Origin of the sequence: Acinetobacter sp. 826659 (genome assembly GCF_000588515.1) — a bacterium.
Taxonomy (GTDB): domain Bacteria; phylum Pseudomonadota; class Gammaproteobacteria; order Pseudomonadales; family Moraxellaceae; genus Acinetobacter; species Acinetobacter pittii.
Genome location: NZ_JFYD01000006.1, coordinates 101,379 through 114,731 on the forward strand (window position 1 = coordinate 101,379; position 13,353 = coordinate 114,731).

Annotated in this window: 13 protein-coding genes; 1 reads left to right on the forward strand and 12 read right to left on the reverse strand. The window is 42.3% G+C overall.

The genetic code is table 11. The features are described 5' to 3' along the window. Positions 1-47: 47 nt before the first annotated feature. From J663_RS13400 to paaA, 12 genes are read right to left on the reverse strand one after another with little or no spacing between them, the layout of a single operon-like run. Positions 48-653, reverse strand: coding sequence for a DapH/DapD/GlmU-related protein (locus J663_RS13400; protein WP_033850314.1), 606 nt, complete (start codon positions 651-653; stop codon positions 48-50). Next, a complete protein-coding gene (gene paaX / locus J663_RS13405; RefSeq protein WP_081318642.1) occupies positions 640-1,605 on the reverse strand; it encodes a phenylacetic acid degradation operon negative regulatory protein PaaX in 966 nt (321 codons plus the stop codon). Before paaX ends, J663_RS13400 begins: the two co-directional genes overlap by 14 nt. A gap of 53 nt (positions 1,606-1,658) precedes the next feature. Further along, a complete protein-coding gene (gene paaK / locus J663_RS13410; RefSeq protein ID WP_033850319.1) occupies positions 1,659-2,948 on the reverse strand; it encodes a phenylacetate--CoA ligase PaaK in 1,290 nt (429 codons plus the stop codon). Between the two features lie 40 nt (positions 2,949-2,988). Beyond that, the gene (gene pcaF / locus J663_RS13415; protein WP_033850321.1) at positions 2,989-4,197 is read right to left on the reverse strand and encodes a 3-oxoadipyl-CoA thiolase; all 1,209 of its coding nucleotides are present in this window, start codon (positions 4,195-4,197) and stop codon (positions 2,989-2,991) included. 12 nt (positions 4,198-4,209) lie between these two features. Continuing rightward, a complete protein-coding gene (locus J663_RS13420) occupies positions 4,210-5,748 on the reverse strand; it encodes a 3-hydroxyacyl-CoA dehydrogenase (RefSeq protein WP_033850323.1) in 1,539 nt (512 codons plus the stop codon). A 2-nt stretch (positions 5,749-5,750) separates the two neighbouring features. After that, on the reverse strand, positions 5,751-6,542 hold the full coding sequence (gene paaG / locus J663_RS13425; protein ID WP_033850325.1) for a 2-(1,2-epoxy-1,2-dihydrophenyl)acetyl-CoA isomerase PaaG: 792 nt from the start codon (positions 6,540-6,542) through the stop codon (positions 5,751-5,753). After that, positions 6,542-7,315, reverse strand: coding sequence for an enoyl-CoA hydratase-related protein (locus J663_RS13430; protein WP_033850327.1), 774 nt, complete (start codon positions 7,313-7,315; stop codon positions 6,542-6,544). The genes paaG and J663_RS13430 overlap by 1 nt, the downstream gene beginning before the upstream one ends. A gap of 8 nt (positions 7,316-7,323) precedes the next feature. Continuing rightward, positions 7,324-8,385: a 1,2-phenylacetyl-CoA epoxidase subunit PaaE gene (gene paaE, locus J663_RS13435; RefSeq protein ID WP_033850329.1), complete on the reverse strand. Its 1,062-nt coding sequence runs from the start codon at positions 8,383-8,385 to the stop codon at positions 7,324-7,326. 23 nt (positions 8,386-8,408) lie between these two features. Beyond that, positions 8,409-8,909 (reverse strand): 1,2-phenylacetyl-CoA epoxidase subunit PaaD, encoded by a 501-nt coding sequence (paaD, locus tag J663_RS13440; RefSeq protein WP_033850331.1) that lies wholly within the window; start codon positions 8,907-8,909, stop codon positions 8,409-8,411. A 16-nt stretch (positions 8,910-8,925) separates the two neighbouring features. Then, entirely contained in the window at positions 8,926-9,681 is a 756-nt protein-coding gene (gene paaC, locus J663_RS13445; RefSeq protein WP_033850333.1) for a 1,2-phenylacetyl-CoA epoxidase subunit PaaC, read from the reverse strand. Positions 9,682-9,693: 12 nt separating this feature from the next. Next, entirely contained in the window at positions 9,694-9,984 is a 291-nt protein-coding gene (gene paaB / locus J663_RS13450) for a 1,2-phenylacetyl-CoA epoxidase subunit PaaB (protein WP_000389648.1), read from the reverse strand. Positions 9,985-10,016: 32 nt separating this feature from the next. Then, positions 10,017-10,955, reverse strand: coding sequence for a 1,2-phenylacetyl-CoA epoxidase subunit PaaA (gene paaA, locus J663_RS13455; protein WP_014206395.1), 939 nt, complete (start codon positions 10,953-10,955; stop codon positions 10,017-10,019). A gap of 265 nt (positions 10,956-11,220) precedes the next feature. Here paaA and paaZ point away from each other — a divergent pair, with 265 nt between their 5' ends. After that, positions 11,221-13,323, forward strand: coding sequence for a phenylacetic acid degradation bifunctional protein PaaZ (gene paaZ / locus J663_RS13460; protein WP_033850334.1), 2,103 nt, complete (start codon positions 11,221-11,223; stop codon positions 13,321-13,323). Positions 13,324-13,353: the final 30 nt, after the last annotated feature.

The following is a 13,353-nucleotide window of genomic DNA, read 5'->3' on the forward strand; positions in this document are numbered from 1 at the left end:
TAACTGTTATGAACCTATCTATATTGAAATCGACTGATTAAAAGCCGTTAAACACTATCTTGTTTAATTTGATAGTTTGAAGAATTAAAGTCCTTATAGGTCAGGCGGTCATCTGACTCTGAGCTTAAAGGCTGAACTTCTTGCATTGAGTTTAAGCATCGCTGTGCAAGCTCCATGTATTCTTGCGTGCCTATGGTTTTCCACTTTTTTTCTTGTTCTGATAAATCACGTGCAACCTTGGCAGGACTTCCCATTGCCAACACATTTGCCGGAATAATATCTTTGGTTTTGACCAGACTATTTGCCCCAATAATGGTGTTTTCACCAATTTCGGCATAGTCCAAAATCACGCTGTTCATGCCAACCAAAACATTTTTTCCAATGCGGCAACCATGCAAAATTGCCCCATGCCCAATGTGCCCCATTTCCTCAACTAAAGTCACGCTTTGCGGAAAGCCATGTACGGTGCAGCTATCTTGTATATTGGCATTTTGCTTAATATGGATACGGCCAAAATCGGCACGCAATGACGCAAATGGTCCTACATATACGCCCGCTTCAATAATCACATCACCAATTAAAACAGCCGTTGGGTGTACAAAAGCATCTGGGCTAACCACCGGAATAACACCGTCAATACTATAACAAGGCATGACTTAACCTCTCATTTGTTGCCACCAAACCTCCGAAACGGCGCCAATAATGTGCTGTAGCATTTGGCATAGGTCCTTCTGCTGTTGCGGCAACAGACAAGAAGTATTCATCGGCAGGTTCAAATACTTTTTTATAAATATTCATTGATAACGTTCGTGCACTAATCGCGGGCCAGTCAGTTGGCAACAATTCAAGCGGTAATGCAGGGTCTTTCAATAAAATCCGTCGATAATAATGAATCAGCAAAGTTCTAATTTGAAAGGCCTGAACGGGTTCGAGTTGTTCGTTTTCCTGCATGAGTAACACGCCAATTTCTCTAAAAATATCGAGAAACTGTAGGTATCTTTGGCGCAATTCATCGATGGGCCAGTTGGTTCTGAGCATACGACCAATGGTATCGACCGAATTATTAAAGAGTTGCAAGGTTTCGGCTTTAAACACCACCACTTGCTCACTCATATTTAAGTCAACCAACAAGCGTTGCAGTTCAATACGATTACAACCCGGATAAGCCATTAAGTTTGTAGAAATATTGGCAAATCCTAACCATTCGAGTTCTTTCTTTAGCAACGCTTTATTTTCAGTGTCGAGACTAGACATCAGAATAAGATCCCAATAATGGTCCCACTCTTTCATCTGGTCGTTATAAATGCGTTGCTCGGCCTGCAAATAAGTCGAACGGCTTGAATCGGTAATTCGATAAAAACTGGTTCTGCCGATTTTGTCTGAGCATAACCAATCATTTTTAACTAAACGAAAAACAGAGGTTCTTACAGCGCGGTCATTAAAACCAAATAGCTCTAATAACTGAATCAGGCTTGCAAGACTAATGTTTCCACCCCGATGAAGTACTGAATCTCCAAAAATTGTCGAAATAAGCGAAGTTCCACTTAAGGTTTCATTCTTTACAACAGAATCAATTATTTGCTGTATTTTTGCACTCATACTCATGTCTTGGCGTTTAGTTTCAGGGTATAGATTCTATACCCTGAATGATCTTGATGTTAAGCAATCTGACGCATATCGATTACCCGCTTTGCCTTACCTTCCGAACGAGGTAAGGTTGCTTCTGTCACAACTTCTACAGTAACGCTAATCCCAATCATGGTTTTAATGCGTTTCATCAACTCCTGAGCAAGTTGATTGGCCTGTATAGTACAGTTATGACACATCTCTGTACGAATATGCAAAGTATCCATATGGCCTTTTTTAGTCACCAAAATTTCATAATTTGGAACTAAATGCGGAACTTGCAAAATTTGCTCTTCAATCTGGGTCGGGAAAACGTTCACGCCGCGAATAATCAGCATGTCGTCGCTACGACCCACAATTTTATCCATCTTACGCATTACCAGATTTTCACCCGGTAGTAAACGGGTCAAATCACGAGTACGGTAACGAATAATCGGTAAGCCTTCTTTGGTAATGGTGGTAAAGACTAGCTCGCCAAGTTCGCCATCTTTACAGACTTCACCTGTTTCAGGGTTAATAATTTCAGGGTAGAAATGATCTTCCCAAATGGTTAATCCCTCGCCCTCACCTAAGCACTGCATCGCAACACCCGGTCCCATCACCTCAGACAAACCATAAATATCGAGTGCTTTAATATTGAGACGTTCTTCAATTTCACGGCGCAGTTCGTTAGTCCACGGCTCGGCACCAAAAATACCGACTTTTAAAGACGTATTACGTGCACTACCAAATTGTTGCTCAAGCTTTTCAATAATGCTCACGCAATACGATGGCGTAACCATAATTGCAGTCGGTTTAAAGTCTTGAATAAGCTGAACTTGCTTTTCAGTTTGACCGCCAGACATTGGAATAACCGTTGCACCTAAGCGTTCGGCGCCATAATGCGCACCTAGACCACCTGTAAATAGTCCATAGCCATAAGCCACCTGAACCATATCTTTTGCGGTTAAACCTGCCATGCGTAAGCAACGCGCAACAATATCTGACCAAGTGTTAATATCTTTTTGGGTATAACCCACCACGGTCGGTTTACCCGTTGTGCCTGATGACGCATGTAAACGCACAATTTGCTCTTGCGGTACGGCAAACATCCCAAACGGATAGTTGTCTCTTAAATCCTGTTTCGTTGTAAATGGAAACTTCGCCAGATCGTCTAAAGTCACGAAGTCGTCAGGATGAACACCTGCTTCATCGAACTTTTTCTTATAGACCGGACTATTTTCATATACAAAAGTCAGGGTTTGTTTTAACCGTTTAGTTTGCAGCTCTCTAAGCTCTGCAAGTGTTAATTGTTCAACATTATCCGTTGTAAGGCTGTCCATCGCCTATCTCCTCATTATGTAATTTTTAAAACCGTCTAAATTAATTTAAATTTTCCAAAATCAGTGCAACGCCTTGTCCAACACCCACACACATCGTGCAAAGTGCATAGCGTCCACCTCGTTTTTTTAGCTCACGTATTGCGGTAATCACTAAACGTGTACCGCTCATACCGAGCGGATGGCCTAACGCAATCGCACCGCCATTTGGGTTAACGCGTTCATCGTCATCTTTTAGACCGAGTTCACGCATACAAGCCAAAGATTGAGCCGCGAATGCTTCATTCAGTTCAATCACATCTATCTGATCTAGCGTTAAACCTGTCTGCTTTAAAATTTTCTGCACAGCCGGAACAGGACCTATACCCATATATTTGGGTTCAACCCCTGCACTTGCAATGCCAATTACACGTGCTAAAGGTTTTAAACCATGTGTATCTGCAAATTCACGGTTAGTAATTAACACACACGCGGCGCCATCATTTACACCAGAGGCATTTCCGGCAGTCACCGAGCCACCTTCTTTTTTAAATGGGGCTTTTAGTTTTGCGAGTGCTTCAAGTGTCGTTTCACGTGGATGTTCATCGCGGTTCACCACAACTACGTTTTTCTTACGGTCTACAATCTCGACAGGCAAAATCTCATCGTTAAAGAAACCGTTTTGTTGGGCAGCAGCGGTTTTTTGTTGGCTACGCAATGCAAACGCATCTTGGTCTTCACGACTAATCTGGTATTTTTCAGCTACATTTTCGGCAGTTTCAGGCATGCTGTCGGTGCCGTATTGCGCTTTAAGTTGCTTATTTACAAAGCGCCAGCCAATGGTGGTGTCGTAAATTTCAGGTGTACGGCTAAAAGCTTCTGTTGGTTTAGCTTGTACAAATGGTGCACGGCTCATTGACTCCACACCACCTGCCAACACAAACTGTGCTTCACCTGCTTTAATTGAGCGTGCCGCAAGGCCTACCGCATCTAGACCAGAAGCACACAAACGGTTGACTGTCATCGCTGGTACTGTATCAGGTAAGCCTGCCAAGAGTGTTGCCATACGTGCAACGTTACGGTTGTCTTCACCTGCTTGGTTAGCACACCCTAAAAACACTTCGTCTACCGTATTCCACGGTAAGTTCTGGTGTTTATCTTTTAAATATTTGATGGGCAATGCAGCTAAATCATCTGCACGTACAGCACTTAGGGCACCTGCATATCGTCCAATTGGGGTACGAATAAAATCGCAAATTAAAACGTCTTCCATGTTGACTCCTGATTATGCAAATTCGGTCATATCACGTGAATATTGAGTAGCAATGTTTTGAGTTTTCGCTACATATTGCTTGAGGTAGATACTCGCGCGATATTTTTCCTCTCCATACAGTGCATATAAGTTATTTAAAGTTTGGAGCACATAAGCGCCGCCCATTTGTGTCAACCACTGGTAAGGACCCTTAGGATAATTCACTCCATATTTCATGGCATTATCAATATCTTCCAGACTCGCAACACCATGTAAACTTGCTTCACAGGCTTCATTAATGAGTAAAGCGATGGTGCGTAAGGTTAACAGTGCCGGATGGTCTTTAATCCACATCACGCTGATACCAAACTGCGCAAAGTAAGCCTCAACTTTAGCCAGATCACTTGCTTCACATAGTTCGTTATGACTGAGTACTAAAGTCTGAGCTTTTTCAAAATCATGGTGCCAATCCATCAAAACCACTTTACGGCTCAGGTAATGGATATTGGCTGACTCACCTTGGCTTAAACGTAAGTCGATATCATCAATTTGAAGAATATTGTCGTCACTCGCAGATCCGCTTTTTAAACCTAAACGCGTTAAAAATGCAGGTATTTGAGACCAAGTCCCTTTTAGCTGAATATGAGCATCGACTGGCTTGGCAACCACAGCTTGAGGTTGAAATGTCTCGTACTGATTTTTTTCGTTATAGGTATAAAAGCCTTGTTTTGACTTACGACCCCAAGCACCTGCATCGACTAATTCTTTTTGAATGAGGCTTGGGCGGTAGCGCGGCTCGTAAAAAAACTCTTGGTAAACGCTTTGGGTCACTGAAAAGTTAACATCTTGCCCAATGAGGTCAGTAAGTTCACACGGTCCCATCGCAAAACCGCCGCATTGCTTCAAGGCATAATCTAGCTGGTCATAGCTGGTAACTTGTTCTTGCAGTGCTCTAAAGCCTTCTGCATAAAACGGACGTGCAATTCGGTTAACAATAAAACCAGGAGTCGACTTAGTGAGTACTGGAATTTTTTTCCAATTCAACATCAAGTTTTTTAAAGCCAAACATAAGCTGTTTGGGGTTTTTAAGCCTTGTACAATTTCAACCAGTTTCATGACTGGCGCAGGGTTAAAAAAGTGTAAACCCACTACGCGCTCAGGATGAGCAATGCCCGCCGAAATTGCAGTCACTGAAATTGAAGATGTGTTACTTGCAAAAATGGTTTGCGCACTACAAATTTCAGCAAGTTGCTTAAATAAAGACTGTTTAACTTCTTTTTTCTCAATGACTGCTTCAATCACCAAGTCAGCATCACGGAGTGCTTCAATTTGATTGACCACCGTTAAACGCGCTAAGGCTTCATCCGCTTGCTGTTGTGTGAGCTTGCTCTTTTCAACCAGCTTTTTAAAAGTCTGCTCTAAGCCGTGGGCGGCTTGTTGCGCTTTTTGAGCGTCCAGATCATATAAAACAGTCGAGTGCCCATTGACGATGGCTAACTGGGCAATGCCGATGCCCATGGTGCCAGAACCAATGACGGCAATTCGGGCACGAGATAAATCTAAATCTGTCATGCTTAGCGCCCTTTAAAGTTTGGTTCACGTTTATTCATAAAGGCTTGTACCCCTTCACGATAATCTTCTGAACGACCCGCAATACGTTGTAAATCTCGCTCTAACAACACTTGCTCATCAAAGGTGTTATTGCTTGATTGATGAATGGCTTTTTTAATGAGAGATAGACCAAATGTAGGCTGTTTCGCTAAACGCTCTGCGAGTTCAGTCACTTTTGTTTTAAGCTCAGCGTCTTCTACAACATCCCAAATCATGCCCCACTCTTTTGCGGTTTCTGCTGGTAGCTTGTCACCTAACAAAGCCAATCCCATCGCACGCGCATGGCCTACGGCACGTGGTAAAAACCATGTCCCCGCCGAGTCTGGAACCAAACCTAAGCGGCAGAATGCTTGTACGAAGTTTGCCGATTTAGCTGCAATCACCAAATCACACGCCAGTGCAATATTTGCCCCTGCACCTGCTGCCACACCATTTACCGCGCAAATTACAGGCTTTGGCATATTTACAATCGTTTTAATGAGCGGGTTATAGTAAGTTTCAATGGAATATCCTAAATCTGGAGCTTCAGCGTTTGGGTCTACTACACGGTCACCTAAATCTTGCCCTGCACAAAAGCCACGGCCTTCGCCACTAATCACCACACAGCGAACATCTGGATTTTTGGTCCACAGGTTTAAAACCTCAGCCACTTCACGATGCATATCAACATTAAAGCTATTCAGTGCTTTTGGGCGGTTAAATGTCAGGTAGCCAACACCATTTTTTTCTTCAGCAATAATATTTTGATAGTCCATCACTCACCTCTAAACACTGGCTTTCTTTTCTCAAAGAAAGCATTAATCCCTTCGTTTCGATCTTTTGTAGCCGCCAGCCAGACAAAGTTTTGACGTTCAAACTTGAGTCCCTGACTTAATGTTGTTTCATGAATACTTTTAATTGATTGTTTAATCACGCGAATCGCTAAAGGCGCTTGTTTCGCAATTTTGGCTGCAAGTTGAACGGCGTATTCGACAGTTAATTCGGTCGGCACCACTTGACTGCAAATGCCATGTTGCTCTGCCTGTTTTGCCGAAATCATCTCACCTGTCATGGCCCAGCGCATGGAGAGTTGTTGCCCAACCAAGCGTGCTAAACGTTGTGTTCCGCCTGCACCCGGCAACATTCCCAAGGTAATTTCAGGTAATGCAAAACGGGCATTTTCACCGCAAATCACCATATCTGAATGCAAAACCAACTCGAACCCAGCGCCTAAGGCATAACCATTGACTGCACTAATCAGTGGCTTACTAAACGCATCAATTTTTTGCCAAAGCTTCGGACGAATATCGAGTTGTAAAATCACGGCGTCCATTGCAGCCAGCTCGCTAAGATCTGCTCCAGCAGCAAAACATTGTGAGTTACCTGTTAAAACCACTGCTTTGACTTGAGCATTATGTTCAGCTTCTTCGAGCAACTCGCACAAACACTGCAATGTTGCATTGTTTAAGGCATTTCTTTTTTCTGGACGGTTTAAGGTTAATAACAAAACACCGTCAGCAGCTGTACTGGCTTTGATCAACTCTTGCATGACAGCCTCTATTCATCAAAACTCAAGCGAACATTTGGGCCTTTTGGTAAGGTCTGACAGCTCAGCACATAGCCCTTTTCAACTTCATCTTCTTCAAGACTATAGTTAAGGAACATATCAACTTCGCCTGAAAGTACCTTACAGCGACAGGTCGCACACACCCCACCTTTACATGCATACGGTAAGTCAGCACCTGCACGTAAAGCCGCATCAAGAATACTTTCATCATCTTGAGCCACAGAAACAATCAGTTCACGACCATCTAAAATGATGTTTACTTTTTCTTCTTTACGGTTTGCATCCGCTTCAACACTACGTTTACGCGCTTGTCCTGTATGGAAACGTTCGGTGTGAATGCGCTCTTTGGCAATACCAAAGTTCGGTAAAGTATTTTCTACGGCATTCATCATTTCGTCTGGGCCGCAGGCAAAAACATGGTCGAAGTTTGTTTCAAGCACTTCAAAATCAAAAAGCTGTTTTAGCTTTTCTGCATCAATACGACCGTTCATCAGTTCACTATCGTTGAACTCACGAGAAAAAATATTGATGAGTTGAAAGCGTTCTTTAAACTGATCTTTCAAATCCATAATTTGCTCGGCAAACATGGTTTGTTTCCATGAGCGATTGCCATAGAGCAAGGTAAATTTAGCTTCAGGTTGTTCAAACAACACCTGCTTAACTATCGATAAAATCGGAGTAATACCACTCCCCGCAGCAACACCTAAATAGTTTTGTCCACCGATCTTGGCTGCTTTTTGAAAAAACACACCTTGTGGTGGCATCACTTCAAGTACATCGCCTACTTTTAAATGATCATTGGCCCAGTTTGAGAATTGACCCTGATCAATTTTTTTAACCGCAATACTGATGTCTTCTTTGCCCGCATAGCTACAAATTGAATAACAACGGCGGATTTCACCAGCTTCGGTTAAATGGCGAATGGTTAAGTGTTGACCTGGTTGAAATTGAAATTGTTCTTGTTGTTCAGGTACAACGTCAAATGCAATACAAATTGCCTGATCGGTTTGAGGCGTAATACTTTTTACTTTTAATGGTACAAATTGGCTCATGGCTGATTTCCTTATCTAAAGACTTAAATACATTTGAAGTAATCAAAAGGCTCAAGACAGTCCTGACATTTATAAAGTGCTTTACAGGCGGTAGAACTAAACTCTGTTAACAGTCGGGTATGTCGGCTTTTACAACGTGGGCACTCGACACCATCATTTAAATGAACGTGAGTTCCACACTGATGCGCCAATCCTTCAGGTGGTGCAATGCCATAAACTTGCAGTTTCTTTTTACCCGCTTCAGACATCCAGTCCGTGGTCCATGCTTCTGATAAATCGACCATGACTTTGACTGGTGTCAAAGCTTCTGAGGTAAATGCCTCAACAATTTGTGCTTTGAGCATATCTGTTGCTGGGCAACCGCTATATGTTGGAGTTAGACGAACAATAATTTCTTGTTGATCGTTAATCTCTACACCGCGAATCATGCCCAAATCGACAACTGATAAAACCGGAATTTCAGGGTCACTTACCGTTTGTAGCACATCCCAACATTGGTCGATGCAATGACGAATCATTTGCATGGCTCACCTCCTTGTCTTACCAGGTCATTCCCGGATAAGTTCTTTGAATACATTGCATTTCAGCCAACAAATAACCTAAATGCTCGGTATGCAATCCTTGTTTCGCACCACGGCGATAAGCACCGTTCACGGCAACATTTAATTCAAAGCGCTTAAGCTCATCTGCAATGGTTTGGTTCCATTGTTCTTTTTCATTTGAAAAATCTGGAATTACACCTTGTTCGACTAATGCTTGTTCATCTGCATTAAGTTCAAATAACTCAGCGGTAAAGCGCCATAAATTATTTAATCCGTCTTGCACACGTTGATGTGCTTCATCTGTGCTTAAACTTAAACGTTCCATCCAGCTTGTCGAAAAGCGGATGTGATACTTCACTTCTTTTAAAGATTTGACAGCAAGCGCACTGACTTCAGGAAGCGAGCTTTGGGTTAACGCCGTAAATAAATGAAGATGGTAATGGTCCATCAACCACTGGCGTACAATCGTTTGAGCAAAATCACCATTGGGTTGTTCACACAACAAGAGGTTTAAAAACTCACGTTCTGTACGGAAATACGCAAGTTGGTCTTCATCACGTTGAGCTTCATCATATTGACCAGCCAACGTCAGAAAGTTTCTTGCCTGACCTAACAAGTCCAAACCGATATTTGCTAAGGCAATATCAATTTCAAGCTCAGGTGCATGCCCGCACCATTCAGCCAAACGCTGCGATAAAACCAGTTGGCTGTCGCCAATATGTAATAAGAATTTAGATAAAACTGAATGATTCATTTGCCATTCCCCTTACATGTGCTCAATGCCATCTGGGATATGGTAAAAAGTCGGATGACGATAAACCTTGTCTAAAGAAGGATCGAAAAATTCAGCTTTTTCATCTGGCTGTGATGACTTAATCAGTTCTGAACGAACTACCCAAATGCTAATTCCTTCATTACGGCGTGTATAAACATCACGAGCATGTTGCAGTGCGATTTCATCATCAGGTGCTCTTAAGCTGCCTACATGACGGTGGCTTAAGCCTTGTTTACTACGTACAAATACTTCGTAGAGCGACCAGTTATTTTTATCTTCCATTTTGATTTCCTCAAATTTTTCCATAAATCTTGTTAAGCCACTTTGTTCGCTTCAAGCTGCTGTTTTTTCGCGTAGACCACTGCTGCATCACGAACCCATTTGCCGTTTTCCCATGCTTTACGGCGTGCTTCGATACGCTCGTGATTACATGGTCCACGTCCGGCAATCACTTCATTAAATTCGTGCCAGTCAATCTCGCCAAACTCATAATGGCCTGTTTCTTCATTGAACTTTAAATCTGGGTCCGGTACTTCCAAGCCAAGTTGCAGTACTTGTGGCACGGTGTTATCAACAAACTTTTGACGTAATTCATCGTTACTAAAGCGTTTGATTTTCCACGCCATGCTTTGTGCGCTGTTTGGAGAATGCTCATCACTTGGACCAAACATCATGAGCGCTGGCCACCAGTAGCGATTTACTGCATCTTGTGCCATCTGTTTTTGTTCTGGCGTTCCGTTTGCCAAAGCCATCATGGCTTCAAAACCTTGACGTTGGTGGAAACTTTCTTCTTTACAAATGCGTACCATTGCACGTGCATATGGCCCATATGAAGTACGGCAAAGCGCAACTTGGTTCACAATGGCTGCCCCATCGACAAGCCAGCCAATTGCAGCGACATCTGCCCAAGTCAAAGTTGGATAGTTAAAGATTGATGAGTATTTCATTTTCCCATCAATTAATTTTTCCATCATGTCATCACGGTCTGCACCTAAGGTTTCTGCTGCGCTATACAGATATAAGCCATGACCCGCTTCATCTTGTACTTTCGCAAGCAAAACCGCTTTACGTTTTAAAGTTGGTGCGCGAGTAATCCAGTTTCCTTCAGGCAACATACCTACAATTTCAGAATGGCCATGTTGCCCAATTTGACGAATCAATGTTTTGCGATAGGCATCGGGCATTTGATCCTTAGCCTCGATCGTAATTTCATTGGCAATATTTTGTTCAAATTTCTGGTAATTGTTTTCCATTCTTTCATTCCCTGTAGGTATCACCCTTGAATCTATTTTTCGATACACTAAAAACAAAGTCAATCACTTTTTTAGTATCAAATTAAATCCAACCAAAAAACAAGAATTAAATAACTGAAATTAATAAATATTAATTAAAAACAAAAAATCTTTTTACGTTTACAAATCAAAATAAAGTTGACTTTTAGACAAATTAATCTGAAATTATGAATCATATTTTTGCAATTTTTATAATTGATGTATCAAATAAAAAAGGAGTTTGGTCATGCTTGAACAAGCACACCTAGAAGGAACCTCAACTGACACAGATTTTCAGCAGTCTGAGCATCAACTGCCTCATCTTGCTTCTTCTGTCTATGGAACATGGCATTCGACGAGTGAAGAACTGCGCCCTGTTTATCATGCTATTACAGGTGAAGCGATTTATGCCGTAAGTAGTCATGGCATAGATATGAAACGTGTTGTTCAATATGCCAAACAAAATGGTTCAGAACTGGCTAACTGGACGTTTCATCAACGCGCTAATGCTTTAAAACAAATTGCCCAATATTTACTTGAACGTAAGGAAGAGTTTTACAAACTTGCTTATGCAACAGGTGCAACTCGTAAAGATGCATGGATTGATATTGAAGGCGGTATTCAGACCTTATTCGCTTATTCGAGTCTGGTTCGCCGTGAACTCAATGACGAAAAAATTATTACTGAAGATAGCTGGATTCAACTCTCTAAAAATGGCACTTTCGGCGCTAAACACATTTTAAGCCCTAAAGCGGGTGTTGCCGTTCACATTAACGCTTTTAACTTCCCAATTTGGGGAATGCTTGAAAAAATTGCACCGACGCTACTTGCGGGTGTGCCATGTATTGTTAAGCCTGCAACCGATGGTGCCCAATTAACTCAAGCGGTTGTAAAAGCCATTGAAGAGGCACATGTATTACCAAAAGGCTCGCTACAACTCATTTGTGGTCAGACTTATGACTTGTTCGACCACTTAGGCCCTCAAGACTGTGTGACATTTACAGGTTCTGCTTACACAGGTCAAAAACTACGTAACCACCCTCACCTCAATAAATATTCGATTCCATTTAGCATGGAAGCCGACTCGGTAAACAGTGCAATTTTAAGCCCTGATGCAAATGAAGAAACTGTCGATTTATTTGTGCGTGAAGTCTTCCGTGAAATGACCACAAAAGCAGGCCAAAAATGTACAGCAATCCGTCGTGCATTCGTTCCTTCAAGTTTGTTAGCGACTGTACAAGAGAAGCTAACTGCCAAACTTGCTAAAGTTGTGGTGGGTGACCCTCAAAAAGAAGAAACCACCATGGGCGCTTTAGCGAGCATTAAACAAAAACATGACGTTGCAGAAAAAGTTGCTGAACTCAGCAAAGACGCAAAAATTGTTTTTGGTGGCAATAATAGCTTTACATTTAATGCCGACCATCCTGAAAAAGGTGCTTTTTTTGCTCCAACTTTATTGTTATGTGAGCAACCTTTACAAGCGACACATGTTCATACCACAGAAGCTTTCGGTCCGGTATGTACACTCATGCCATATCAAAACATTGAAGAACTAGCTGACCTTGTTTCACGTGGCGAAGGCAGCCTAGTGGCTTCTGTCGTTAAAAATAACGATGAGAATATTGAACAGATTATTCAAAAAATTGCCCCTTGGCATGGCCGTGTACATGTACTCGATGCAGAGTCCGCAAAAGAAAGTACAGGACATGGTTCTCCACTTCCGCATTTAGTACACGGCGGACCTGGTCGTGCAGGTGGCGGTGAAGAGTTAGGCGGTATTCGCGCCGTTAAACACTACATGCAGCGTACTGCAATTCAAGGTTCTCCAAATAGCCTGACGCAAATTACCCACTCATGGACTGCTGGCTCGAAAGTTAATGAAGACCGAGTACATCCATTTAAAAAGTCTTTTGATGAGTTAGTAATTGGTGAGCGTTTATTAACGGCGCGCCGTACAGTCACCGAAGCAGATATTGTCAATTTTGCTTGTTTAAGCGGTGACTACTTCTATGCACATACTGACAAAATTGCAGCTGCCGAGTCTTTCTTTGGTGAACGTGTGGCACATGGATATTTCATTGTGTCTGCCGCAGCAGGTCTATTTGTAGATGCAGCACAAGGCCCTGTAATTGCCAATTATGGTATGGACAACTTACGTTTTGTTGAACCGGTTAAAATTGGTGACTCAATCCAAGTTGAACTCACCTGTAAACAAAAAACACCTAAACCACAAAAAGACCCGTCTCAGCCTGCACATGGCGTTGTGGTATGGGATATTAAAGTCAAAAACCAACGCGGTGAACTTGTCGCAACTTACGACATTTTAACTTTAGTTGCTCGCGAGGCTTAATGTTTAAAATGAGATGGGGTCACCTCGTCC